This is a genomic window from uncultured Megasphaera sp., from assembly GCF_900539295.1.
Taxonomy (GTDB): Bacteria; Bacillota; Negativicutes; order Veillonellales; family Megasphaeraceae; genus Megasphaera.
Map to the genome: position 1 here is coordinate 15921 of NZ_UQBH01000017.1, position 23867 is coordinate 39787.

The 23867-nt window shown below is 51.5% G+C and carries 27 protein-coding genes; 3 read left to right on the plus strand and 24 right to left on the minus strand.

Going from position 1 to position 23867, the window contains the following annotated elements:
• Positions 1–43 precede the first annotated feature (43 nt).
• The 3 genes from QZQ46_RS06880 to QZQ46_RS06890 all read right to left on the minus strand — a co-directional run bounded on the left by QZQ46_RS06880 (position 44) and on the right by QZQ46_RS06890 (position 2717).
• On the minus strand, positions 44–463 hold the full coding sequence (locus QZQ46_RS06880; protein WP_296828248.1) for a SoxR reducing system RseC family protein: 420 nt from the start codon (positions 461–463) through the stop codon (positions 44–46).
• 75 nt (positions 464–538) lie between these two features.
• Complete coding sequence (locus QZQ46_RS06885; RefSeq protein WP_296828251.1) at positions 539–1915, minus strand: MATE family efflux transporter; 1377 nt, start codon at positions 1913–1915, stop codon at positions 539–541.
• A gap of 94 nt (positions 1916–2009) precedes the next feature.
• Complete coding sequence (locus tag QZQ46_RS06890; protein ID WP_296828253.1) at positions 2010–2717, minus strand: flavodoxin; 708 nt, start codon at positions 2715–2717, stop codon at positions 2010–2012.
• Between the two features lie 137 nt (positions 2718–2854).
• On the opposite strand from QZQ46_RS06890, the gene QZQ46_RS06895 reads away from it, so the two are divergent.
• A complete protein-coding gene (locus tag QZQ46_RS06895; RefSeq protein WP_296828256.1) occupies positions 2855–3508 on the plus strand; it encodes a flavodoxin family protein in 654 nt (217 codons plus the stop codon).
• A gap of 83 nt (positions 3509–3591) precedes the next feature.
• Here QZQ46_RS06895 and QZQ46_RS06900 read toward each other — a convergent pair whose 3' ends face one another.
• The 8 genes from QZQ46_RS06900 to QZQ46_RS06935 all read right to left on the minus strand — a co-directional run bounded on the left by QZQ46_RS06900 (position 3592) and on the right by QZQ46_RS06935 (position 7799).
• Positions 3592–4773 (minus strand): iron-containing alcohol dehydrogenase, encoded by a 1182-nt coding sequence (locus QZQ46_RS06900; RefSeq protein WP_296828258.1) that lies wholly within the window; start codon positions 4771–4773, stop codon positions 3592–3594.
• Between the two features lie 162 nt (positions 4774–4935).
• Positions 4936–5238: a hypothetical protein gene (locus QZQ46_RS06905; RefSeq protein WP_296828260.1), complete on the minus strand. Its 303-nt coding sequence runs from the start codon at positions 5236–5238 to the stop codon at positions 4936–4938.
• An 86-nt stretch (positions 5239–5324) separates the two neighbouring features.
• On the minus strand, positions 5325–5618 hold the full coding sequence (locus QZQ46_RS06910; protein WP_296828262.1) for a hypothetical protein: 294 nt from the start codon (positions 5616–5618) through the stop codon (positions 5325–5327).
• A gap of 82 nt (positions 5619–5700) precedes the next feature.
• Positions 5701–6003 carry a hypothetical protein gene (locus QZQ46_RS06915; protein WP_296828264.1) on the minus strand — a complete coding sequence of 101 codons (303 nt, stop codon included), beginning with the start codon at positions 6001–6003 and terminating at the stop codon, positions 5701–5703.
• Between the two features lie 182 nt (positions 6004–6185).
• Positions 6186–6635, minus strand: coding sequence for a carboxymuconolactone decarboxylase family protein (locus tag QZQ46_RS06920; protein WP_081651740.1), 450 nt, complete (start codon positions 6633–6635; stop codon positions 6186–6188).
• 11 nt (positions 6636–6646) lie between these two features.
• Positions 6647–7066 carry a cupin domain-containing protein gene (locus QZQ46_RS06925; RefSeq protein WP_296828267.1) on the minus strand — a complete coding sequence of 140 codons (420 nt, stop codon included), beginning with the start codon at positions 7064–7066 and terminating at the stop codon, positions 6647–6649.
• Positions 7067–7086: 20 nt separating this feature from the next.
• Positions 7087–7593 (minus strand): flavodoxin, encoded by a 507-nt coding sequence (locus QZQ46_RS06930; RefSeq protein ID WP_296828269.1) that lies wholly within the window; start codon positions 7591–7593, stop codon positions 7087–7089.
• Positions 7594–7595: 2 nt separating this feature from the next.
• A complete protein-coding gene (locus QZQ46_RS06935) occupies positions 7596–7799 on the minus strand; it encodes a hypothetical protein (RefSeq protein ID WP_296828271.1) in 204 nt (67 codons plus the stop codon).
• Positions 7800–8308: 509 nt separating this feature from the next.
• Here QZQ46_RS06935 and QZQ46_RS06940 point away from each other — a divergent pair.
• Entirely contained in the window at positions 8309–9214 is a 906-nt protein-coding gene (locus QZQ46_RS06940) for a LysR family transcriptional regulator (RefSeq protein ID WP_296828274.1), read from the plus strand.
• A gap of 121 nt (positions 9215–9335) precedes the next feature.
• Here the strand turns inward: QZQ46_RS06940 and rpmF are convergent, their stop codons facing one another.
• Genes rpmF through QZQ46_RS06955 form a run of 3 tightly spaced genes read right to left on the minus strand, consistent with a single transcriptional unit; the run spans position 9336 to position 11761 of the window.
• The gene (rpmF, locus tag QZQ46_RS06945) at positions 9336–9521 is read right to left on the minus strand and encodes a 50S ribosomal protein L32 (RefSeq protein ID WP_044504966.1); all 186 of its coding nucleotides are present in this window, start codon (positions 9519–9521) and stop codon (positions 9336–9338) included.
• Positions 9522–9557: 36 nt separating this feature from the next.
• A complete protein-coding gene (locus tag QZQ46_RS06950; RefSeq protein WP_296814515.1) occupies positions 9558–10064 on the minus strand; it encodes a DUF177 domain-containing protein in 507 nt (168 codons plus the stop codon).
• Between the two features lie 35 nt (positions 10065–10099).
• On the minus strand, positions 10100–11761 hold the full coding sequence (locus tag QZQ46_RS06955; protein ID WP_296828275.1) for a nucleoside kinase: 1662 nt from the start codon (positions 11759–11761) through the stop codon (positions 10100–10102).
• A 195-nt stretch (positions 11762–11956) separates the two neighbouring features.
• Between QZQ46_RS06955 and QZQ46_RS06960 the strand changes: the two genes are divergently transcribed.
• On the plus strand, positions 11957–12982 hold the full coding sequence (locus tag QZQ46_RS06960) for a hypothetical protein (protein WP_296828277.1): 1026 nt from the start codon (positions 11957–11959) through the stop codon (positions 12980–12982).
• A gap of 76 nt (positions 12983–13058) precedes the next feature.
• On the opposite strand, the gene QZQ46_RS06965 is transcribed toward QZQ46_RS06960, so the two are convergent.
• From QZQ46_RS06965 to floA, 10 genes are all read right to left on the minus strand, one after another.
• Positions 13059–13475: a SoxR reducing system RseC family protein gene (locus tag QZQ46_RS06965; protein ID WP_296828279.1), complete on the minus strand. Its 417-nt coding sequence runs from the start codon at positions 13473–13475 to the stop codon at positions 13059–13061.
• Between the two features lie 135 nt (positions 13476–13610).
• Positions 13611–14486, minus strand: a complete 876-nt coding sequence (galU, locus tag QZQ46_RS06970) for a UTP--glucose-1-phosphate uridylyltransferase GalU (protein WP_296828281.1) — start codon at positions 14484–14486, stop codon at positions 13611–13613.
• A gap of 11 nt (positions 14487–14497) precedes the next feature.
• Positions 14498–16513: an LPO_1073/Vpar_1526 family protein gene (locus QZQ46_RS06975; protein ID WP_296828283.1), complete on the minus strand. Its 2016-nt coding sequence runs from the start codon at positions 16511–16513 to the stop codon at positions 14498–14500.
• Positions 16514–16890: 377 nt separating this feature from the next.
• On the minus strand, positions 16891–18090 hold the full coding sequence (locus tag QZQ46_RS06980) for an S-layer homology domain-containing protein (protein ID WP_296828285.1): 1200 nt from the start codon (positions 18088–18090) through the stop codon (positions 16891–16893).
• A 15-nt stretch (positions 18091–18105) separates the two neighbouring features.
• On the minus strand, positions 18106–19134 hold the full coding sequence (locus tag QZQ46_RS06985; RefSeq protein ID WP_296828288.1) for an S-layer homology domain-containing protein: 1029 nt from the start codon (positions 19132–19134) through the stop codon (positions 18106–18108).
• Between the two features lie 126 nt (positions 19135–19260).
• Positions 19261–20235, minus strand: a complete 975-nt coding sequence (locus QZQ46_RS06990) for an asparaginase (RefSeq protein ID WP_296828290.1) — start codon at positions 20233–20235, stop codon at positions 19261–19263.
• A 47-nt stretch (positions 20236–20282) separates the two neighbouring features.
• Positions 20283–21386 carry a metallophosphoesterase gene (locus tag QZQ46_RS06995; protein WP_296828292.1) on the minus strand — a complete coding sequence of 368 codons (1104 nt, stop codon included), beginning with the start codon at positions 21384–21386 and terminating at the stop codon, positions 20283–20285.
• Positions 21387–21582: 196 nt separating this feature from the next.
• Positions 21583–22317 (minus strand): alpha/beta fold hydrolase, encoded by a 735-nt coding sequence (locus QZQ46_RS07000; protein ID WP_296828294.1) that lies wholly within the window; start codon positions 22315–22317, stop codon positions 21583–21585.
• Between the two features lie 17 nt (positions 22318–22334).
• Positions 22335–22763, minus strand: a complete 429-nt coding sequence (locus QZQ46_RS07005; protein WP_296828296.1) for a hypothetical protein — start codon at positions 22761–22763, stop codon at positions 22335–22337.
• A gap of 9 nt (positions 22764–22772) precedes the next feature.
• Positions 22773–23819 carry a flotillin-like protein FloA gene (gene floA, locus QZQ46_RS07010; protein WP_296828298.1) on the minus strand — a complete coding sequence of 349 codons (1047 nt, stop codon included), beginning with the start codon at positions 23817–23819 and terminating at the stop codon, positions 22773–22775.
• Positions 23820–23867 lie beyond the last annotated feature (48 nt).

Below are 23867 nucleotides of genomic sequence, written 5' to 3' on the forward strand. Positions count from 1 at the left end.
CCGGTCCCCTGGTTTTTACGCAAATAAAACATTATTAAATTTTCTATCTTTCATCCTTATCATCGCTGACAATGCTGATGATCGTAGCCTTGGTATCAATGATACTCCCCAGCAATTTGTCATAAGACCGGATGATAGCCGCTGAAACAGCTGCACCAATAGCGGCGCCGATCAGGGCACCGACTTCATTACTCTGGACGAAATATCCGAGTACCGCAGCTGCTAAAATTAAGAATACCGGAACGATGAAGCAGACGAAAGCACCCGAAATGAGATGGGAATCGTCGACTTGATAGCGAACGCGGTCGCCTTCATCGGCACCGAGGTAATTGTAAGCTAAAATTTTGACATGATCTGCCGCCGCACAAGCACTGCAGGCGACATAAAGAGAGTCGCGGCTAACCCTCACTTTGGCTAAGCCATTGTCTTTGATTTCTTCAATGAAACCTTCACCAATACGCATGGTTTACGCCCCCTTAAAACATAATCAATAATAATTATTTGTTACAATTAATTATAGCACGTTCAGCAGAATTCATCAAGCTTCGCGGTGGGCAAAACCGGCGACAATGTGCTTGCGGCACATATTATAGACGACGGCCAATACGATAATCGTAAACAGCCAGCTGACCGGATACGTCGCCATGAGTGTCGAAAAGTCAGGCCAAGCCGCAAAGGCCGTGTAGAGCCAAAGGATTCGGACGCCGCAGATCCCGATGAGGGCCACGATGGCCGGCGGCAACGAATAACCGTAACCGCGAAGGGAACCGGACAAGAGGTCGACCATACCGTTGAGATAAAAAGTCCCGAGGACAAAGAACAACCGCGTCGTCCCCAAGGCTACGACGGACGCATCGCTGTTGAACAGGCCGATGAGTTCCGGCGAGAAGAAGAGGATGATCGCCGTGACGACGAGGAGGAAAGCCGCTTCGACGCCAAAGGCCACTTTCGTAATGCGGAAGCAGCGACGCAGGTTGCGGGCCCCATAGTTTTGGCCGACAAAGGTCGTCGTCGCCTGACTGAAACCGTTGACGAAGCAGTACGTATTAGCTTCGATAATAAAGCCCGCTGCCGAAGCTGCCATGGCTTCCGTCCCCAGGCTGTTGATGGCCGATTGGATGAGGACGTTGGACAAGGCAAAAATCATGCCCTGAATCCCGGCCGGCAGGCCGATGCGGATAATATGGCCCAATTCTTCCTTGGAAAAGTGAAGGTCATGCAGATTCACGCGAATCCGATCCGTCGTCCGACAGAGCAGAACCAAGAGAATCAAGGCGTTGACCACGTAAGCGATAACCGTCGCCCAAGCGATGCCGACGACGCCGAAATCAAAGACGGCAACTGCCAGGAAGCCGAGGACGATATTGATTCCGTTGGCAATAATCAGACTGTAAAGGGGCGTCTTGCTGTCGCCGCAGCTGCGGAAAATAGCCGCTTCAAAATTGTACAGCGACAGGAAAGGCAGGCCCAGTAAGAAAATGCGCAAATAACTTTCGGCCATGTCATAGACGTCAAGAGGTACATCCAAGATCAGAAAAGCCGGATAGACGATGAGTTCACCGACAACGGTCAACAGGACCCCCAAGGCTACGGACAGGATGATGGCCGTCTGTACCGTCTGGGACACTTTTTCATCGTGCTTGGCTCCAAGGTACTGGGCAATGGTAACGTTGGCCCCCAGGGAAATCCCCATGAGCAGCATGACCATCATGCCGATGACGGGCATATTGTTGCCGACGGCGGCCATAGCGCTTGTCCCGACGAAACGGCCCAATAAAAAGACGTCAGCGCTGTTAAAGAGCTGTTCGAACAGGCCCATAAGGCCGATCGGCATGGCAAACAAGAAGAGCTTATCGGCAATGGAGCCGTGCAGCATATCGATGCCGCGCCGCTGGTTCTCTCGTTTATTCTCCATATATACACCTTATTTCCTTCATAATATTACGTATATGTTCTGTAACGATCATCCCACAAGGAATCTTTTTAGCCCGTGAGATGACGTTTCGTGTTTAATAACCTAATTCACTCAGCCAGGACAGGACGCTGTCTTTGGCACTGCCGACGTCACTGGCTTGAACGCCGTAAGCCCGATTTTCAACGTTCGCCCCTTTTTCAATCGATTGGACGTGTTCCGGTGTATTCCCCAAGCCGCTGCTGCCATAGGTTCCGAAGAGGACGATCTTTTTCCCGCTCAAGTCGTGACTTTCCAGGAAGGTATAGACCGGCATGGGCAGGTCACCCCACCAAATCGGATAGCCTAAGAAAATGGTATCGTACTGGCTGAGATCGCCGAAGTCATCCTTAATGGCCGGACGGGCGTTCTCACTCTGTTCGAGCTTAGCCTGAGCTGTGTGGGCACTGTGATCGGTCGGATAGGCCTTAACCGATACGATTCGGAAGACGTCGGCACCGGTCTTTTGAGCAATGAGGCGCCCCAAATACTGAGTACTCCCTTCCATGGCGTTCATGTCGCTGCCTTCAGGATCGGAGAAGTAAATGACGGCCCGGTGACTACCCGTATGCTGCCCTTCTTTCTGAGCCGATGCAGCGCCTTTAATAGAAGCACTGGCATTGGCATCAATCTTGGGCTTCGCTTGAGACGTCTGTTCCGTAGCCCCGGCTTGACCGTCAGCCTGAGTACGAACACTGCTGCAGGCCGATAAACTGATGGCCATAACCGCCGCTGCAAGGATAGCCACAACATTTTTCTTCTTCATGATATAACCCCCTATTACCTCAAACAACATGATAGAAACGTAACGCCGACTGAACAGAGAATTTACACAGCCGGCCTTGTATTTATCTATATAACGCGATATAATGATATAACGCTATTTAGAAAGGATGATGAACAATGAAAATCATGGCATTTAACGGCAGTCCCCGCCGCAACGGCAACACAGCAAACCTGCTGAAAGAAGCCCTGCGGGGCGCTGCTGCAGCCGGAGCCGACACAAAGTACGTCGATTTGTACACTTTGAATTTCAAAGGCTGTATCAGCTGTTTTTACTGTAAGCGCAAAGACAAGGAGCACGGCACCTGCATCGTGAAAGACGACCTGGCACCGCTACTCACAGAGATCAAAGAAGCCGACGCCCTGATTTTCGGCACGCCCATCTATTTCATGAGCATCACGTCCGGCATGCAGGCCTTTTTAGAACGGCTCTTCTTCTCGAACTATATTTACAGCGCAGAAATCCCGTCGGTCTTTGGCAAAAAGATTCCGTCGGCCTTTATCTACACCATGAACGTCACAGAAGAACAAGCCAAGGAATATAACCTGGCTCAGAACCTGGCCGCTCAGGAAGGCTTTACCGACCGCATCCTCGGCCTTCCGCCAAAGACCCTTTGGGCCTACGATACGCTGCAGTTCAATGATTACTCGAAATATGAATCGTCGATCTTCTCAGAAAGCGACAAAAAAGCTTACCAGGAAAAGGCCGGCCCCATCTGTCTGAAACAGGCCTATGATATAGGCCAAAGCCTCGTACAGGACACAACCAAATAAAGACGTCCAGAAAGGGTTCGCATGAAACAATATCACGCGAACCCTTTTTTACTCTATCGTACAGATCGTACTACTCGTACTTATTATACCCCTCGATTCAGGCTGGCTTTGAAAATATCAATGAGCTCCTGTCGGTCGAGCTTTTTATAGCCGCCGCGGAGAATCATGGTAGCATCGACGATACCGTCAAGCATCGATTCATCGGCGCCCAAATCCTTAATGGACAAGACGACGCCGATTTCTTTCATCCAGTCTTCCATCCGGTCGAGGCCTTCGCGGGCAATCTGTTCATCCGTTTTGCCTTCAGGCTGTACACCCCATACATTTTCAGCAAAACGTTTGAACTTCGGCAGGCCGTACGGAAGGATATGCCGGTAATACGGCAGAGAAACAGCAGACAAGGTCATGCCGTGCGTAGCATTGGTATAGCCGCCGACAGCCTGGCCCATCATATGAACCATCCAGTCACCGGGTTTGCCGCAGGACAAAAGTGTATTCAAGGCCCAGGTGGCCGACCACATGATGTTGCTGCGGGCTTCATAATCCTGAGCATCCTTGACGGCAATACGGCTGGAATGGATGACCGAGCGAAGCAGTCCTTCACTGAGGTAATCGCTGGTCACGTCATCGTTTCCGGAGAAATACTGTTCACAGATGTGGCTGAAGATGTCGAACATACCGGCCTTCATCTGATAATCAGGCACAGTCATAGTATATCGCGGATTGAGGATGGAGAATTTCGGCATGACGTCGGAGCTGGCGAAGACATGACCGATTTTCTGCTTCGTTTCCGTATTGGTAATGACCGAACCGGCATTCATTTCCGAGCCCGTGCCGGCCATAGTGAGCACACAGCCGAGAGGCACTATCTGACAGGACGGTTCTTCAAAGCGGATAAAGTATTTATCCCACGGATCTTCATCGCAGTGGACCGAAACGGCTACAGCCTTCGTATAGTCACAGACGGAACCGCCGCCGACGGCCAAGAGGAAATCCGCCTTATGATTACGGGCAATTTCAATGCCTTCGTACAACTTTTCAAGGGTCGGGTTGGGCATGACCCCTGAAATTTCAGCGACATTCTTACCATTTTTCTGCAAAATATCCAAGATATCTTGGTAGACGCCGTTCTTTTTAATCGAACCGCCGCCATAGACCAGGACGACATTTTTCCCGTAGTTCGGTAATTCTTTATTTAAAAAGTCTAAGGATTCGTCGCCAAAATAAAGTTTCGTCGGATTGTGGTAAGCAAAATTTCCTAACATGTTTTTTCCTCCTTTGTACCTTACGAAAAACCATCATGTATCCTCAATAAGGGGCATCATTCCTACTGCACAAAAAGCCTGATGCTGTATGTCAAAACCAAGGGCTGAGGCCGATGGTTAGAACAATTTCAAAGGTGTACCCTAACTGTACACTATCTGTTATTAATTGTCAAAACCTGAAGCGGCCTCGAAGTCACGATTTTCACTGTACTGGACGGAATCGACGCTCTTTACAGCTGCCGGTGCGTTCAGGTTAATGGCGGCATTGTAATCGCGGTTTTCGCTGTAGCCGCGGATGTCATCGCTCTTAGAAACTGCCGGTACACTCAGGTTAACAGCAGCCTGATAGTCACCGTTTTCGCTGTACTGAACGGAATCTGCCGAAACGAAGGCTGCGCCTGCCAAAGACATAGTCAATACCATAGCCGATAATACTTGTTTAAACATGTTCTTCTTCATCATCATAATCTATCTCCTTTTATATAAAAACCATCGTCATTCACATGGTCAGAATTTTCTAAATTTATAATCTATTGTTTTATGTAATCGCGTTAGGCGTTGAAAGCCGAAGCTGCAACCTGATCGCCGTTTTCGCTGTAGCCGCGAGAAGCAACGACTTTAGTAGCCGGTTCGTCCAAGTTAATGGCTGCCTGATGGTCAGCATTTTCACTGTATACGCGGCTTGCTGCAACCGGAGCCGATGCCGGTACGCTTTCGATAACAGCGGCTTTATAGTCGCCGTTTTCACTGTACTGAATGGAATCTGCCGAAACGAAGGCTGCACCTGCCAAAGACATGGTCAATACGGCTGCCGATAACACTTGTTTAAACATTACTTTTTTCATCTTTTTTATCTCCTTTTTATATAAAAACCAGTGGGGTTTTCCCAGTAGTCAGAACCTTTTATATGAATCGTTTTAGATACTATTAATTATTATCAAAGGCTGAAGCTGCAACATAGCTTCCGTTTTCACTGTAACCGCGAACGTCGACGCTCTTCACGGCTGCCGGTACGTTTTTGATGACAGCGGCCTGATAACTTCCGTTTTCACTGTAGCCGCGGATGTCGGACTGCGTAGCTGCCGTCGGCACCGTTTCAATGACGGCTGCGTTATAATCACGATTTTCACTATACTGGACGGAATCGGCTGAAACAAAAGCAGCTCCGCCTGCGAGGGACATGGTCAATACCATGGCCGATAATACTTGTTTGAACATTCCTTTTTTCATAATTCACTGCACTTCCTTCTATGTAAAAACCATTACTAATTGAAAATCAATCTTTATCATGGTTGTATTATACTCCACATTTCGAGATATATCAATATTACAATGAATGTATTTTTGATATTTTTTCTTAAAATTATTAATGGTAATTAGTTATTACCATTAATAATTAAGAATTACTTGTTTTACTGATCTCCGTAGACTTCCTTAGCATATGCAAATGCTGCCCATGCTTTAGGCCATCCGCTGTAAAAAGCGAGCTGGGTAATGATTTCAACCATTTCATCTTTGGTCACGCCGTTTTTCTTGGCTGTTTCCATATGGAACTTCAAAGACGAATCGACAAGACCCTGAGCGATTAAGGCCGAAACAGTGACGATGCTCCGTTCCTTCAAGGCGAGGACATCGTTCTTGCTCCATACTTCTCCGAAAAGGATATCGTCGTTATAGCGGGCAAAGTCCGGTGCAAAATCACCTAAACGCTGCCGACCGGCAGTCTGTACGATTTTTACAGCTTTTTTAGATTGTGTATCGTTGCTCATAGCATAGGCTCCTTCCGTTCCCATAAACAGCGTCCCAGCCAGCAGCATAAAGCTCAAAGCCAGAACCAATTTGATATATCCTTTAATAACCATCATGCACCGCCTTACGGAAGCTCGTTATAATCGGCTTCGGAAACGGGTTCACACCATTCACAGCTCGTATCCTTGCCGGGGACTTCAATAGCCAAGTGCTGGAAAGCACTGTCTTTCGCAGCGCCGTGCCAATGTTTGACGTTGGCCGGAATATTTACGACGTCGCCGGGGTGAAGTTCCTGTGCCGGCTTGCCCCATTCCTGATACCAGCCGCGGCCGGCCGTTACCAACAGCATCTGTCCGCCCCCTTCTGACGCATGATGAATGTGCCAATGGTTGCGGCAGGCCGGTTCAAAGGTAACGTTGCCGACGATAACCTGTTTCAGGGACAACATATTTAAGTAACTCATGCCGTCAAAGTACTGTGCATAATCTACGTTTTCTCCGCCTACGGCAAAGATGCTGTTTTTCTTGAGTTCTTCTAATGTCATATCCATACCCTCCTAAAAACTTACGCCTTTTCACTATACTTGCTCTTAATGTCTGCTGCCCAACGATCGATGTCGCCGGCATCGCTCACCAAATCGCTGCCGCCGTTGCTGTCAAACTGAACTTCCAGGGACGGTCCGAACTCAGCGCCTTTCGCCGCTTGTTTCATATCCTTGATGACGTGTCCCGGCCAGCCGCCGTGGGTCATAAAAGGAATGACCGTCTTTCCTGTAAAATCGTTGGCTTCCAAAAAGGTCTTCACAGCCGGTGCCATCGTATACCACCAGGTCGGCGTTCCCACGGCGATGACATCGTAATCAGCCGCATCGTATTCAAGGGGCCGGATGTCCGGTTTATAGCCCTGATTCACTTCGCGCTGACCTTGATTGACGACATTCATATAGCTTCCTTCATAGGGTTTCACCGTTTCAATTCGGGCTATATCGGCACCGGTCGCTAACCGAAGTTGTTCGGCAATCTTTTGCGTATTGCCGTTAGACCAAGAATAATAGACAATTAACAGGTTCATAATCAGCCTCCCTTTTTTAACTGATGCAGTAAGTAATCGAGGCGGTCCAGCTGCTGCTGTTTGTCGTGAATCTTATCCAGCAGGCACCGTCGGTACTGACGCAAGTAAAGGAAGCGCTGTTCATCGTCGTTCAGTCTTTTATATTGCTCGATGCAATCCTGCGAGCAGCCGACATCGACTAAATCTCTCCATGATTCAGGTCCCATCGTCATGGCCTCCCTTCTTGCCTGTCTTACAAGGACTTATCTTAACAGACGTTCCTTGAAATGTAAAAAGCTTATATCTTATTTCCAGACATACGCTTCAGGCATGTTTCTTATTTCCAATCCCGGACGTCAGAAAATCCGACGAACGAAGATTCATATCTCGACGTTTCTAACGCCTGTCCCTTGGAACACTCTTATCTTAACAAAAAGAGTTAGGAATGTAAAAGTGTTATATTCAATACCTAGAAATTCATAAAACGTATTTCAAGAGGTATTTCAAATATGGCTCTTACTTCTAAGCCCTTCCAGCAAAGACTGCCGACAACGGCAATTTCATATCTCGGCGTTTCTAACGCCTGTCCCTTGGGACGCTCTTATCTTAACAAAAAGAGTTACGAATGTAAAAGTGTTATATCAAATACCTAGGTATACACTCCATGTATTGCAAGGATTAGGAAAAAGTCGTATACTGACAGTAACACATTACGCCATAACGCAAGGAGGAAGCTATGGAAATACGGACACTGCAATACTTTCTGGCCGTCGCCAGAGAAGAAAATATGACCGAAGCGGCCAACACCCTGCACATTACCCAGCCAACCTTATCGCGCCAAATAGCCGATTTAGAGCAGGAATTGGGCAAACAGCTCTTCATCCGAACCAACCGCAGTACCAAACTGACCGAAGAAGGCATCCATCTCCGCCAACGAGCCGAGGAAATCCTGTCGCTCGTCCGTCAGACAGAAGCTGAAATCAGTGACGATCAAACCGATTTAACAGGCTGTATCCGCCTCGGTGCCGGCGAAACCCGTATTGCTCACTTCTTAACCGATGCCTTTACGGATCTGCACCTCCAGCACCCGCAGGTCACGTGCAATCTCTTTACAGGCAATGCCGATATCGTAGAAGAAAAGCTGTCCCACGGACTGATCGACTTCGGCTTATTCATCGACCCCTTCGATGCGTCGGGCTTTGAATCCATCGCCCTTCCCGAAAAAGACCAAGTCGGCATCATTACCAAAAGTGACAGTCCATGGAGCCATTACAAGGCCATCACGCCGGAAATCATAGCCGACATGCCTCTTCTCGTATCGTCGCGCCGGACGACCCACTCCTTCGACTTTGAAGCCTGGTCCGGCGGCACCCTCAAACAGGAAGATCTAAATATCGTCGGTTCTTTCGACCTCATAGGAAACGCCTCTTTACTCATAAAAGGAGGCCTTACCAATGCCATGGCCATGTCCGGCCTTTATCAGCAACAGGATAACGATATCACCTATGTCCCCTTAGAACCGGACCGGTATTTTTCCTGTGTCGTAGCCTGGAAAAAATACCAGCTCCTGTCCCGAGCCTCGGAAGCCTTCTTAAAATGCCTGAAAAAGCAAATCGACGAGTATAAGAAGGCGAATCCCTGACCTATCTCAAAGGAAAGACTGATTTCAAGGGGAATCAGTCTTTCTTTCCTACAAAAAAGCACACGAAAAAAGCCGGTTCATGAAACGACGTGTTCATGAACCGGCTTTTTTATGTACAACCTTATTCGGCCGTTGTGTTGTTGACAACCTGTTTGCCTTTATAGTAGCCGCAAGTCGGGCATACGTGATGAGGCATCATTGCTTCGTGGCACTGCGGGCATTCAACGAAACCCGGTGCTGTCAATTTCCAGTTTGCGCGACGCATCTTCTGACGAGTCTGGGATAATCTGTTCTTTGGTACTGCCATGGTCTGCACCTCCTTAGATCACATGGTACGTTATTTCTAGCGCTCTTCTTTGGATCGTAATAATTGAGCCAAGACGTCGAGTCTCGGGTCAATATTGTCGGTAGGACAACTACAGGGTCCGTCATTCAGGTTTGCACCGCACTGCGGACAAAGTCCCTTACAGTCAGGCCGGCACAACACCCTCATAGGCTCGCTGAGGATCAACGTTTCTCTAATTGTCTCCGTCAAATCGATGTATTCCCCGTTATAGGGCAATACGTCCTCTGGAAGCCCTGCTTCCGTACCATAGACTTCAGACAGTGTTTCATTCCGATCCACCAATACCGGTGACAAGCATCGGCTGCAGGTGTAGCCTCCGGATACGCGTATGTTTCCATGTACAACGATATGATTGCCATCGAATCCATACGTTCCGTCTACAGCTACTGTGGCATCTTTCCAAGGAAATTCGTCCACATCACCCAGTTCGGCAGCCGGACATTCAAAAGAGAAGGGAAATGACTTCCCCGCTTCTTTTAGTGCTTCTTCGACTTGTAGTTTCATATTTCTACCTCGACTATACTATTATATCTATCTGCTTAGGCTTTGTCAATTCTTTTTTCGGGCCCGATAAATTCCCGCAAGAGAGAGTTGCGCGGCACGACGGAAGCGTCGACGCTCTTAAAAGGACGAAGGAATTTCAACAGTCGCTGGGCCTCGGCATAGTGGACGCTGTCCTTATCGATGGATTCCAACAAGGGTTCGGCATAAGGCTTCAGGACGGCCAATTCATAGGGCAGGGCCGTATTGAAGATTTTATCGGCATCTTCCTGGTAGGGATAGATGTTCTGTTCTTCGCCGCGGCGGACGTCATCCCAAATATCCATGGTCGCCATGGGACCGCGGTCGCGGAACTGCTGGTCCCGCACCATGCGCCGGATGATGCGCGTATCGGACGTGGAAATGCGGTTGTGGTCGTTGATCCGAATCTGGGTCAGAACGCCTAAGGAGATCTTAGCCTTTTCATACCGCGGCAACATGTAGGTCAGGGAATCGTTCATGGCGTGGAGCCCTTCTACGACGACGGGCTGGCCTTTTTCCAAGGTGACCGGCGTATCATCAAAGTAGCGGTGGCCGGTGACGAAGTCAAAGCGGGCCAGGCGAACGGCCTTACCCTGATTGAGGTCGTCGATCTGTTGGTTGAACAAGGGGACATCGATAGCGCGAATCGATTCAAAGTCGTAACTGCCGTCGGGATTTTTCGGCGTATCTTCACGGTTGTAGAAGTAATCGTCGAGGGAAATGCCGAGAGGACGCAGGCCGTTGACCCGCAGATGGGTCAATAAGCGCTTGCAGAAAGTCGTCTTCCCTGCCGACGACGGACCGGCGATGAGGACGACCTTGATTTTAGGCCGGCGGCTGACGATGTAGTCGGCAATCTGGCCCAGTTCCTTTTCCTGCAGAGCTTCGGCTACGTCGACCATGTCCTGAATCGTACCGTCTTCAATATAATGGTTCAAATCGTAAACGTATTCGCAGCGGACGATGCGGCCCCATTCTTCGGCATCCAAAAAGAGACGGGCCATCTTGGGGATTTCCTTGTATTCTGGCAATTCATTGGGATTGCCGACGGTGGGCGTTTCCAAAATGACGCCCGGCGCATAGGGCCGCAGATTAAAGCAGGTCAAATAGCCCATACTGGGAAGGAGCGGCCCCATGTAGTAGTCAAAAGTCGGGCCGCACTGGTAGGCCAGGATATGGGTGACGTCGATATGCTGGAGCAGTTCCGCTTCCCGATCCATATTGCGGTTGCGGCACATGGCCATGGCCGTTTCCGTACTGGCAATGACCTGCGAAATGGCTTCATCCTGGTCGACGATTTCATGCATCCGCGTCTTGATCATTTCTACGTCGTGGAAGGTAACCGTATGGCCGATTTCCAGCTCGCAGTACAAGGCCTTGCGCAGGGCATGCTTGACCAGCACCTTGCCGTTGGGATAGAGATCGCTGACGGCACGGACCAAGAGGAGAATCGCCGTCCGTATCAGGCATTGGTTGCCTTCCATCGTATTGAGGGGCAGCCAGTCGACGTCGCCGTCACGGTCTGCCTTTGTCATGAGGCCGACACATTCATTATTATAGAGAGCAGCGGCAATGGGGACATCGCTTTTAGGGCCGTATTGCTCATAGACCTGCTGCAGCGTCGTTCCTTCTTTTACATTGTAGGAAGTACCCGACTTCACATCCTGTAGGGTAATCACAGGTATCAACCTCCCTTTCTATCGATTATGATGCTATCATTATAACATAAATTGAACCTTTCCGACATTTTAACCCCACCGGTACCGCGAAAAGGACGGGAATTGAGAAGAATAAAGGGACGAGACTAACTCCGACGGCCCAACTATGGTATAATGAGAAAATAAGGTTTTACCATGCAAGAGAAAGGATATGCTATGAGAAAAAGAGTACTGACCCTGTGGGACGGCAAAGTATTTCTGGCCTTGCTCATCCTTGCAGGCTGTATGATAACCGCCATTGCTGCCTATCGACAGGTCTATGTGAAGATGCCTGATTACGCGGCCAAACAAATCATCCGTTCCGTCCAGGACGGCGACGTCGAAACCTTCAACCGCTACGTCGACCAAGATGCCCTGACGGGCCAATTCTTTGATGCCCTCATCCTGCATACGACGGCCCGCGAAGATCAGTCCTTGGTTCTGAGTGTCATCCACTCGCCCCTGCGGTCGGCCTTTGTAACGACGGCCGACCTCTATATCACCTGGACCCTGGCCGGCAATACCGACAACGACCAGTACGGCACGGCCGCCACCAGTATCCGCAACACCCTGAAAAGCGCCGGTCTCTCCATTCCCCTGGCGGGCTGGCACATCGATTCTGCCGACTGGAGCCATGACAACACGATCACCTTCAACCTCTATAACGAGCAGCTCGACGCCGTCGTTCCCTGTACGGTCACGATGGAAAAGACGCCGTCCGATACCTGGAGGGTCACGGGCCTTGCCGATGCCAAAGGCTTTATAAGGGATCTCCAGTCGGTCATGAGCCGGGAACTCGAGGCCTACAATAAACCGGTCCGACAAAAAATCGATGCCGTCCTGACCGTCCAAGACGTATCGGCCAAACTCGTATCTGATCAGGATAAGACCTTTCTCCGCCTGAGTTATACCCCTGTTTTCCATCAAGACCGTGAACAGATCGCCGCCATCAAGGCCGTATATACCCTGCGCCGCAACAGCGACAAGGCCATTCTCTATACGTCGCCCCTGCGCCTGTCGACCTCGTTAGAACGGCGCACCTATGAAAGTCAGTTTCTCCTCAATCCGTTGATTCCGTCCCAATATGCCCTCATCAGTTCAGCCAATATCGACGATGCCTCCAGCTCGTTAGAGATTACGTCCATTACCCTCAAAGACGGAACGGAGCTGACCGTAGCCAACGACCTGCCCCAAGGTTATTGAGAAATAAAAATAAGCACAAAAAATCGCCCGCTGTGGAAATGAATCCATAGACGGGCGATTTTCAGATATGACGTTGTTAATAGCAGATTTCAATAATTTTCGGTTTAGACGATTCTTCCTTCGACAGTGAGCGGTCAAAGAGCTTGACGCCGACAGCACCGACCATGAAACCGAGAACGCCGCCGATAACGGCAGTCTGAACGGTATCAAAGCCTTGGGACAAGGCCAGGAAATGACCGGCAAAAGCACCGGCTGCGCAAACTAAAAGCGGCATGACAAAACAGATAAAAGCACCGATGACGATATTGACGTCCCGGAATTCAAAGCGGACGTGCTGCCCTACTTTGACGCCCAACGGATCGACAGCCGTGACGACGATGTTGTCAGCTCCGTCACAAGCACCACAGGCGATGCAGTCGGAATGGCGGCCAACTTTGATTTCTGCGCTGCCAGCTTCTTTTATAGCGATGATAGTCCCTTCTTCAATCTTCATAGAAATCCCCTTCTTTCTGCCCCTATTATATCATGGCTCATTTTTTCAATCAATACTATTTTCGTGTACATTAGATGAAAAATAGGAATCAAAAAACTACCGGCCTTCCCGCAGGAAAACCGGCAGCGATTTGAATCAATGATTTTCAGTTTTGGCTAAGAGGAACTCCCGGAACGGTTCTGCCAAATCCGGCCGGCGAAGGGCGTATTCGACATTGGCCTTCAAAAAACCCAGTTTATCGCCGACGTCGTAGCGCTTGCCTTCAAAGCAGTAGGCATAGACGGCCTTCTGGCAGGCCAGGGTCTGCAGGGCATCGGTGAGCTGGATTTCTCCGCCCTTGCCCGGTTCGGTGTGCTGCAGGATGTCGAAAATATCCGGCGTCACGATGTAGCGTCCCAAGACGGCAGTCCGGCTCGGCGCTTCTTCAACGGCGGGCTTTTCAATGACCTGGTGTACCTTGAGTACCGGTTTCCCTTCGACGGGGATCCCCTGGACGATGCCGTAGGACGATACCTTCTGCAGGGGAACTTCCTGGCAGCCCAAAATGGTCGAATCGAGTTCATCGTAAAGATCTATCATCTGCCGCAGTGCCGGGTTGGTGTCGTTGTAGACGACGTCGTCACCGAGGAGGATGGCAAAGGGTTCGTCGGCAATGAACGACTGGGCACAGCGGATGGCATCACCTAAGCCGCGCATGTGCTTCTGCCGGATATAGTGGATGTTGATTTCCGAAATGCTGCGCACCATATTGAGCAGCTTCGTCTTGTTCCCATCTTCCAGGTGCCTTTCCAGGCCCGGGTTGGTATCGAAGTGGTCTTCAATGGCCCTTTTGGCATGGCCGCTGATGATGAGGATTTCTTCAATGCCGCTCTGCAGCGCTTCTTCGACGATGTACTGAATCGTCGGCTTGTCGACGATGGGCAGCATTTCTTTCGGCGTCGCCTTGGTAGCCGGTAAAAACCGAGTGCCAAAACCAGCGGCGGGGATGACGGCTTTACGAATCTTTTTCACACTAAAACTCCTTATTCAAACCAACGAGACAGATCAAATTCTTCGCCAATGATTTCTTTGACGAAGCCTTGGGCCAGGTACAGGCCTAACAGGGACAGGGTCGATACGCGCAGGAGCGAGCTGTCCCAAATATCACCGAGGTCAGCCAGGACCGGCGAAATGTCTTCCATGATATCCAGTGCTTCTTCCCCACTGAAATTGGCCGGCCGCTTTTTAGCAAGACGCAGGATGTGGTCCTGTATCGTTCTATCGGTAAGGCCGGTCATGCGGAAGAACCGCTTGGCCATACTTTCATCGACCATAGCCAGCTTGACTAAGGGCGAATTAAAGGACGGGACGATAAATTCATCGGAAAGGCGCATGCCCTTTAAGGCCTTGCGCAGTTCTTCTTCTGTAAAACCGCGGTAGCGGAACAGGAGAGGATAGGAGTCGGACAGGATTTCCGCAAAATGAGTTTCCTTCACTTCAAAAGCCGTGCAGTGCAGGTAATCGAGCTGCTGGTAGTACGGCCGTTCCGTCGGGAATCCTTCCAAGAAAGGATAGATATACTTATCGATATACTGGCAGAACGAGTCCTTATCGACGTTATGCGAGTTCCGCGAGTACAGGAACAACAAGAGAATGGCCAAAATCTGGTAATGGCTCTGAGACAGGTAGGGCATGACCTTCAGGGCATCGATGGCAACGAGGTGGCGCGTTGAAATGGGCGAGCCGTTAATGATGTCGTAAAAAGCCTTCAAAGCAATGGTCGCTACATAGTCATCGGGATGAGCGGCATAGGCTTTTTGGACGTTTTGCAGGGCTTCCTGTGCAATGAGGGGAGCCATGGCCTGCTGCCGTTCGGCATCGGTTTTACAGCCAATCTGATCAAAGGCGGCCGCCGTAATGTATTCAGTCTGCTGCTGCAATTCCGGCGATACGACGCCGTACTGACGCAAAAAGTGGGATACGCACTGACGGACGACGGGCGACTCGACAGTACTGTCCTGTTCCCAAAGAGAGGGATGGTGCAAATCAGCAGACGCAGCCGGCGTACGCATATCGAGGCCGGACGAGCCCGATTCCCATGATGCCTGGGCCGGCTTCACGACCGGCGTTGCCTTTTCCTGGGACTTGTGAGCCCGTACAGGCGGCATGACCATCGTTTCGTCAGCACTGCTCTTCTTCGCTGTCGTCGCAGCGTCGATATGGATCGGTTCCATCCGCTGGGTCTTTTCAAGCTGGGAGGCGACGGCTTTCATGCCTTCGCTGACGACTTCCTGTTTTTCCGGTCCCTTCAAATCGGGAGCGCGGAGAACCTGCGTTTCATCAGAAACACGATTGTTTTCAGAGACAGCCTTATCGGCTTTAGGGACCTTTTCTTCCGGGCGTGCCGGTTTAGCCTTCGGTACCGCTTTCCCTTCGACAGGCGTGCTGGCAGCAGCACGAGTTTTTTCTGCCAAATCGGCAGAGACGACGGCTGCCATATCGGCCAAAGGCGGCTTTTCATCTTTCGTATCGGACAGATCTTCCGACCACTGACGACGGCCATTACCATCTTCTTCAGCCTCAGCTACGGCAGCAGCACGGCGAGCCTGTTCACGGCGTTCCCGATGGCGAGCAAGCTGCTGTTCCTGTTCTTCTCGTTCTTTTTCAGTCTGGCGCTGACGGGCCAGTTTTGCTTCTTCTTCCCGAGCCTTGTAAGCCGCCGCTTCTTCCTTGTCCACCTTTTCCATGGCTTCCAGGATTTCGTCGCGCGACAAGACTTGGGTCGCATCGACATTGTCGGCATTAGGGCCTCTGCGGACGGGTACAGATGCTTCTCGATAGACGATTTTCCCGTTATGACGAACGGCTTCCCCTTTAGTCGTAACGAAGGCCGTTTCTTCCGGGTGTTCCCGCCGTTCACCAAGGCTCATTTTCGGAACCGTCGGCAACGGTTCTGTATCTTCGTCTACCGTCGATTTCGGCAGCTGTCTGGCATGTTTAACTGTTGCCGGGCTGCGGTGCTGGACCTTCCGCGGCTGCGGTTCGCCGTCGTAGCGCATTCTCGTCTTCCCGTTCTTCTTCTCTTTTTGGGGACTACTCTCAGAAGGTCCTCCACTGGAATACATAATGTAGCAAATCACAAAAAAGACGATTGCAATGCCCGCTATAATAGCGTACGGCAAAAAGTTTGTCATGTCATCCTCTCCTCTATTTCATCAAACTTCTGTACCCATTGTAGCATAAGATGCTTGCCTGAGCTACCATATCTTGACCTTTAATTCACAACTTTGCATAAATAGACAACTCAAAGGCCGTCCTATCGTAAGCTGCCGAACAGCCCGGCGGACAGCCGAATAATATAGAAAACAAAAACGGCACTGCCTCATAGACAGCGCCGTCAGATGCGTCAATCAGCACCTTCGCTACTGTTGCAATCTTATTTCATGACGTCGTTTTGAACGCTGGTCACTGCCGACGAGGTAGTATCATCGAGAGCTGCTGCGTAGAGCCTGCGATTGGCTGTCTGGCCGGACGTTTCATCCTTAGCCTTTTCTGTCGAATCATTGACGCCGGGAACCTGGACGACAGGCGTCTGACCGGCCGGAACCATGGTTTCTAAACGAACCCGTCCGGCACCGACGCGATTAGCAAGTTGCGTCAGTGTATCCCGGCTTACGGGATGGCGAACGCTAATGACGATCTGTTCACGGGCGTAGTCCGGTACAGCACCGACGTAGTTTTGGACGCCTTCGCTATCGACAAGGGTGTGAATGGCCCGGTTCATGATCTGGCTGTAGTCGCTGTGGCTCAAAGAAGCACGGCGGATTTCAACGGCTTCCGGCTTCGACACATCGTCCTTAATCCGTTTCGTTAAGTACTTGCTGGGACTGCCTTTGATACCAAGAACCAAGATATCGCCGTCCCAGTACATCGTCCCCCGCTGGAAATAGGCCAATACCGAACCGTATTCGGCATTGATGGCCTTCATGACCTGGGATTCGATTTGAACGTGAGACGTATAATCGCCGTCGGAGTGCATGAAGCGGTAGAATACCTGGGCCGCATCGGCTCGGGTCATCCCTTCTTTAGGCCGGAAATAGTTATCTGCCGGCACCATAATATTCTTGCTGTGAAGGACGGCTACGGCCTGAGCATAGGCCGGTGAAACCTGGGATTCATCGGCATAGGGCGTCACTTCCTGATCCGGATCAGCCATGCGGCTGTACTGCAGGTAGCGGTAAATGACATCGGCAAATTCTTCCCGGCTTACGGGCGCTTCAGGCTGGAAGTTTCCATCCTGGTAGCCTTCCAAAATCCCTTTGGCGGCTACGGCATTCATGGCATCGCCGGCCGTCCCTTGGGGAACGTCCTTTAAGGTCGCTACTTCCGGCGAAACCAGGGGGATGTTTCCGGCAACATTATACAAGAGCTGGGCCAAATCACCGCGGGTCAGTACACGGTTCGGTTCAAAGTTTTTTCCCGTAATAAACGTCAGGTTCTGCGTATCGTACAAATAGTCGACGGCTTGACGGTCGGCCATACTCCCTAAATCGGTGTACGGTGCTTCGGCCAAGGCCGGACTGACTGCGAGGATCGTCGCAGCTGCCAAGAAGGCAGCGATTTTCTTTCCTACCATGAGAGACCTCCTAGCTTACTGAATGACGATACGAAGGGCACTCCCCAGCGCTTTATTGAGATTGTTCTGCGTTTCCTTAGAAATGGACGGAACAGTGAGGATAACTTTTTCATTGAGGTAATCCGGAGCCGTCGTGACAACAGCATCCGTCGATTCCGTAGCCTTATAAATCTTTTCGGCCTGGGCCATGAGATTCTTATAGTCATTGTAGCTGTACGTCGATTTCTGGACGTAGACCGATTCAGCGGGGATATCCTTGTCGCCGGCAATGGCATCGGCTAATTTCTGGCGGTTCTTGACGTCTTTTACGCCGATATGGAGCTTGTCGCCCTGCCAGTACATGATGCCGTCATTGGCAAAAGTCTTGACTGAACCGTAGACGTCTTTAATGTCCTTAAAGGCCTTCGTTTCCAAATTGTCCTGGCTCTGGTTGGTTACCTTGACGCCGGTCATGATGCGGTACAATACGTTGACCGCTTCACCGCGGGTGACGTACTGTTTGGGGTTGAACATGTTGTAGTTGCCGCCCTTCATGTAGCCGGCAGCGGCCAACGCGTGGACGGCCTGGCGGGCCCACGACGAAATCTTGGCTTCGTCTGCAAAAGGAGCGGCCCCTTCTACGGTGGACATGCCCTGGTAGGTCATATAGTTGTAGGCAATGACAGCAAATTCTTCACGAGTGATTTTCTGCTGCGGCTTAAAGGTACCGTTGCTGTAGCCGTTCATGATCTGTTTGTCGACGAGAGAAGCGATAGCCCGTTCAGACCAGCGGCCTTTGACGTCACTGAACTTTGTCGTTTTGACCGTCGAGGCCTTGCCGATCATGTTGTCAATGACCGAGGCGGCTTCTTCGCGGGTAATATCGTCGTTCGGGCGGAACTTACCATTGGCAGCGCTGACATAATGGTTGTCATAAAAATACTGAACGGCATCTTTGCCCCAATAATTACTGATATCGGTAATGCCCGTGCCGGCAGCAAAAGCCGACGTGCTGAGCGCCGCCGTCAAGGCCGTCAATACCACTAATTTTTTGTACTTTTTCATGATTCAATCGCTCCTATCTATATGGCGTCGTAAGGAATACATCGATAACATGCCTGTAGTTTATATATCTTATTTATTTTATCACACCCGGCCCTATTAGGGAAGGTACAGGGCCTTCAGTTCCCATCAATAAGCATCAAAGAAAGCCTGTATTTCGGCGAGGTCTTTCGTCTGGCTGAGGGCCAGCTGCAAGAGGATTTTTGCCTTCTGCGGCGTCAGAGAATCGGCCGTCACCGTGCCGTCATAAGCCGAGACGGGCGTGACCATACCGCCTACAGCGCGGGCTGCCCGAACGACGACGAGCCCTTCTTCCATCAAAGGCTGCAGGGCCTTCCAAACGGGAGCCGGCATCTTGCCGTGGCCGAGACCGGCGATGACCAGACCGGCTTTTCCCTGGGCGATCTGCAAAACGTCGTCGGCACTGAGGCCGACATAGGCATACACGATGGCTGCCGCCGGGAGGGTCGACGGAGACGTCAACTTAGAAGAAAAGGTGTGCTTTCGCAGCGGTCTCTGATAAAGATGAGGCCGTCCGTCCTGCATATAGCCCAAACACCCGAGTTGACGACCTTTAAAAGTGTCGACGTGGGTCGTATCGGTCTTTTCGACGAACCGCGCGCTGTGAATGGCACTGTTCATGACGATGACGACGCCGCAGTCGCCCAAGGATGCATCGGCAGCTGCCTGCACGGCTTCGAGAAGATTCAAAGGCCCGTCAGCACTGATTGCCGTCGCCGGGCGCATGGCTCCGGTGAGGACGACGGGCTTACGGGTGTGGACGGTCAGATTCAAATAGTAAGCCGTTTCTTCCATCGTATCCGTCCCGTGGGTAATGACGATGCCGTCGACATCATCTCGATTGGCAACTTCCTGCACGCGGACCGCCAAGGCCTGCCACAAGGCTTCAGTCATGTCGGAGCTGTCAATATTGACGAACTGTTCGCCTTTTACCTCAGCATAGTCGTTCACAGCCGGCACGGCGTCCAGCAGCTCTCCGATAGAGGTCATCCCGGCTTCATACCCGGTCAAATCATCAGCCGACGCAGCCTTGCCGGCAATCGTCCCGCCGCAGGCCAGGACGTAAACTCTTCTTTTTCCCATCATCGTTCCCCCTCAAGGTGAATATTTTCTAGTCGTTCTTCTTTCTGTTACGCCTTCTTATGAACGCGAATAAGGACAACTTCCGGCGACGGCCCCAAGCGGAACAAAGCCCCCCAGGCGCCGTAGCCGCTGGAAACCATGGCCGTCATATCCCCAAATTTACGGGTCCCGTAGTCGAGGGCAAAGAGGCGCCCCGTCACCAGCCGGTTCGGCCAAAACTGACCGGCATGAGTATGACCACTGACGTGAAGATCCCAGCCGGCTTCGGAGGCCTGATGGATATGCATCGGTTCGTGTTCCATAAAAATCGAAAAAGATTCGCTGTCGGCCTTTCGGACAGGCGCAGCCGGCGCAATGTAATAATCTTCCCGGCCAAATAGGGTTACCCCCGGAATGGGCGACACGACGTCGCCGTTTAGGACTTGAACGCCATAGCGGCCTAAGACTTCCGCTTCCAGAGCCAAGTTTTCACCGTACGTATCGTGATTGCCCATGACAGCAAAGACGCCGGCCGGAGCCGTAAGGCCTTCAAAACCGGAAAAGCTGTCTTCTCTTAAGACGTATTGCAAATCGCCGTCTATGATATCACCGCCCATGAGGACCATGTCGGGACGGCAGGCATTGACATCCCGCGTCAGTTGGCGGCTGAAGGACGTTCCCAGGACAGCTCCCAAATGGATATCGCTGACGAAGGCAATGGAAAAATCGCGGTCAATGGCCTTGTCTGTTTCAATATCGACGGTCCGCACGACCTGATGATGGCCGCGCCAGGCACCGACAGCCAGCAGCAGCCACGAAAGACCGAAGGCAAAGGCACTGTAATGGACGGAAATCGTCCCCTGCCAAAGATCATTTCGGCCGACGAGCTGAGCCCCCAGCCACAGTAAGAGCCCCGGAATGAGGAGCATCGTCGCATAGTAAGAAAAGGAAAACCAATAGCCGGCAAAGCGGGTCAATCCCCTCGTCACCGCCGGCGGCAGGGATTCCGAAAAAACATAAGGTATGGCATATAGAACAGGAAGAACCATAAAGAGCGCTAACAACAGCGTCTCCGGTACAGGCAGACTGTGGCGAAAAAGAGCCCATTGACCGAGTACCGACAGTTCTCCGATAAAGGCCAGAATCAAATAAAAATAGTGGCGTTGTTTCACAGCATCTCCCCCATTCTCAGATTCTAAAATCATGTTACCTTATCATAAAAATTTCCATCGCCCCTGTCAAGGCAGCCGTAAAAAAATCCGAAAAAAAACAACAACGGCAAGGACGAATTACGCCCGGCCTCATCAAAAGATAAGAAGCTAAGCGTCCGCGTCAATGCGGTTGTTGTTTTGTGTTCCATAGGATTTGTTATGCCTTCAGTTCCTGATTGAGCCAGGCTGCGGCATCGCCCATCATATTCGTCGTAACGAAGTGGCCGAGGCCGTCGTAGACGACGGACTGAGTCTTTACATCGCTGTGCTGAGCCAGTTTTTCAAGATAGAGCTCCTGAGCAGCCCCATCGACGACATCGTCGGCACCGCCGCGAAGGGACAAGAGAGAACGGCCGCTGAGGCGGTCCATATGCTGATAAGGATCCATAGCGGCAAACTGCATCTGTAAGAAGTGGTAGGCCCGGGGCTTTTCGATGTGGAGAGACGAGCGGAAACGCCGTTCCGATTCTTCCCACCAGCCGGAACCGTTCATGACGACAGCCGTCTTGAACTCTTTAAACAGGCTCCAGGCGCCGACAGCCGTAAAGCCGCCCATGGAATGACCCATGACGGCAATCGGCGTATCCGGCCAATGTTCCGAAATATATTCCAGCATAAGGGGTACTTCCATCATGTTTTGGAAGATCGTCTGCCAAAAATCAGCATACACGCCCTTGCTTTCATAATCAAGGCTGCCGCGATGGCCGTGATTGACGGCGTCGGGAATGACGACATCGTAGCCGTACGAAGCTAAGATGCGGCCGCGGACGGCCTGAAACTCCTTCTGCGACGACCAGCCGTGATAAAACAAGACGACGCCCTTTGCTTTTTCGCCGGATGTAATAACGAGACCCGGAATCCCTTTAAGACCTACTTCTTTTTCTTCAATCATTTATGGTTAAATCCTCTCTATTTTTTGGTGAATCCTTTGCGGTGAGCCAGCGGTTCCTGCCAGATCTCCGACCAGACGAAGCCGGCATAGAGTTCTCTCGCCTGGGGCGTAAGACAGCTCCAAGCGGCAGGACGGACGCGCTGGGGTACGACGACCGGCACAGACCGGGGATGGTCTGCAGCGACCCGTGGCGGCACCATCTTTTTCGGAAGCGCCGGTTCCGGTTCATCAGGGAAATTCATATTATCCCAGCCCTCATCCCAATCGGGAAAGGACGGTTCCGGTACTTCCGGTTCCGGTGCTTCCATCTTTTGGGCCGGAGCCGGCTTACGCCGCGGCGGTACGGGAATGGGACCCTTGCTCCGAGGGTACTTCCGCTTGCGGCGCAAGAGGTCGGGCAGGACCCCCATCAAGACGACGACGATAATCATCCATACAAGATCCATGGTCATCACCTACTGTTCCGAATGGCTTCCATCGTGATGGTCGTGGTGGTCATCCTTTACGGTCGACGCCGACTGGGTCTTAGGCACACCGGCCTGGGCGACAGCCGTACGCATGTCCGTATCGGCCATGATATTCTTCATATTGTAATAATCCATGACGCCTAATTTTCCTTCACGCAGGGCCTGGGACAACGCCAGGGGAACTTCCGCCTGGGCTTCGACGACCTTGGCCTGCATTTCCTGGGTATAGGCCTGCATTTCCTGTTCCTTAGCGACCGCCATAGCACGCCGTTCTTCGGCTTTCGCCTGAGCGATCTGCTTATCGGCTTCAGCTTGGTCAGTCTGCAGACGGGCACCGATATTGCGGCCTACGTCGACGTCGGCAATATCGATGGACAAGATTTCAAAAGCCGTCCCGGCATCGAGGCCCTTGTTGAGGACGGTCTTACTGATTTTGTCCGGGTTTTCCAAAACTTCGGAATGGTCCTGAGCAGAGCCGACGCTGGTAACGATGCCTTCGCCAACACGGGCGATGACCGTCGCTTCACCGGCACCACCGACGAGGCGGTCGATGTTGGCGCGAACCGTAACCCGGGCTCGGACCTTCAATTCGATCCCGTTTTGGGCGACAGCTGAAATGAAAGGCGTTTCGATAACTTTCGGATTGACGCTCATCTGAACGGCTTCCAAGACGTCGCGGCCAGCAAGGTCGATGGCGCAGGCCCGTTCAAAAGTCAGGGACATAGTCGCCCGGTGAGCCGCAATAAGGGCATCGACGACGCGGTCGACGTCACCGCCGGCCAGATAATGGGCTTCGAGCTGATTGACATTGACGTCGAGGCCTGCCTTATTGGCCTTGACCAAGGGCAGGATGATCTTCGACGGAATGACCCGGCGCAGACGCATACCGATGAGATTGACGATACCTACGGAGACGCCGGCTGCCATAGCCGAGATCCACAGGCCGATGGGCACGAAGTGCAAAAATAAGGCTACGACGAGAATCGCCAAGGCAATGATAAAGATGGGTACTGCTAAAAAAGATACAATAGTCATAACGCAGATGCTGCGCAAAACACAGTCCGCACAGGTACTTGCGGACAC

Bases quoted from the DNA above. Each gene is read 5' to 3' on its own strand.
- QZQ46_RS06880 (WP_296828248.1), bottom strand. From the start codon at position 463: ATGCGTATTGGTGAAGGTTTCATTGAAGAAATCAAAGACAATGGCTTA.
- QZQ46_RS06885 (WP_296828251.1), bottom strand. From the start codon at position 1,915: ATGGAGAATAAACGAGAGAACCAGCGGCGCGGCATCGATATGCTGCAC.
- QZQ46_RS06890 (WP_296828253.1), bottom strand. From the start codon at position 2,717: ATGAAGAAGAAAAATGTTGTGGCTATCCTTGCAGCGGCGGTTATGGCC.
- QZQ46_RS06895 (WP_296828256.1), top strand. From the start codon at position 2,855: ATGAAAATCATGGCATTTAACGGCAGTCCCCGCCGCAACGGCAACACA.
- QZQ46_RS06900 (WP_296828258.1), bottom strand. From the start codon at position 4,773: ATGTTAGGAAATTTTGCTTACCACAATCCGACGAAACTTTATTTTGGC.
- QZQ46_RS06905 (WP_296828260.1), bottom strand. From the start codon at position 5,238: ATGATGATGAAGAAGAACATGTTTAAACAAGTATTATCGGCTATGGTA.
- QZQ46_RS06910 (WP_296828262.1), bottom strand. From the start codon at position 5,618: ATGAAAAAAGTAATGTTTAAACAAGTGTTATCGGCAGCCGTATTGACC.
- QZQ46_RS06915 (WP_296828264.1), bottom strand. From the start codon at position 6,003: ATGAAAAAAGGAATGTTCAAACAAGTATTATCGGCCATGGTATTGACC.
- QZQ46_RS06920 (WP_081651740.1), bottom strand. From the start codon at position 6,635: ATGGTTATTAAAGGATATATCAAATTGGTTCTGGCTTTGAGCTTTATG.
- QZQ46_RS06925 (WP_296828267.1), bottom strand. From the start codon at position 7,066: ATGACATTAGAAGAACTCAAGAAAAACAGCATCTTTGCCGTAGGCGGA.
- QZQ46_RS06930 (WP_296828269.1), bottom strand. From the start codon at position 7,593: ATGAACCTGTTAATTGTCTATTATTCTTGGTCTAACGGCAATACGCAA.
- QZQ46_RS06935 (WP_296828271.1), bottom strand. From the start codon at position 7,799: ATGGGACCTGAATCATGGAGAGATTTAGTCGATGTCGGCTGCTCGCAG.
- QZQ46_RS06940 (WP_296828274.1), top strand. From the start codon at position 8,309: ATGGAAATACGGACACTGCAATACTTTCTGGCCGTCGCCAGAGAAGAA.
- rpmF (WP_044504966.1), bottom strand. From the start codon at position 9,521: ATGGCAGTACCAAAGAACAGATTATCCCAGACTCGTCAGAAGATGCGT.
- QZQ46_RS06950 (WP_296814515.1), bottom strand. From the start codon at position 10,064: ATGAAACTACAAGTCGAAGAAGCACTAAAAGAAGCGGGGAAGTCATTT.
- QZQ46_RS06960 (WP_296828277.1), top strand. From the start codon at position 11,957: ATGAGAAAAAGAGTACTGACCCTGTGGGACGGCAAAGTATTTCTGGCC.
- QZQ46_RS06965 (WP_296828279.1), bottom strand. From the start codon at position 13,475: ATGAAGATTGAAGAAGGGACTATCATCGCTATAAAAGAAGCTGGCAGC.
- QZQ46_RS06975 (WP_296828283.1), bottom strand. From the start codon at position 16,513: ATGCGCTACGACGGCGAACCGCAGCCGCGGAAGGTCCAGCACCGCAGC.
- QZQ46_RS06980 (WP_296828285.1), bottom strand. From the start codon at position 18,090: ATGGTAGGAAAGAAAATCGCTGCCTTCTTGGCAGCTGCGACGATCCTC.
- QZQ46_RS06985 (WP_296828288.1), bottom strand. From the start codon at position 19,134: ATGAAAAAGTACAAAAAATTAGTGGTATTGACGGCCTTGACGGCGGCG.
- QZQ46_RS06990 (WP_296828290.1), bottom strand. From the start codon at position 20,235: ATGGGAAAAAGAAGAGTTTACGTCCTGGCCTGCGGCGGGACGATTGCC.
- QZQ46_RS07000 (WP_296828294.1), bottom strand. From the start codon at position 22,317: ATGATTGAAGAAAAAGAAGTAGGTCTTAAAGGGATTCCGGGTCTCGTT.
- QZQ46_RS07005 (WP_296828296.1), bottom strand. From the start codon at position 22,763: ATGGATCTTGTATGGATGATTATCGTCGTCGTCTTGATGGGGGTCCTG.
- floA (WP_296828298.1), bottom strand. From the start codon at position 23,819: ATGACTATTGTATCTTTTTTAGCAGTACCCATCTTTATCATTGCCTTG.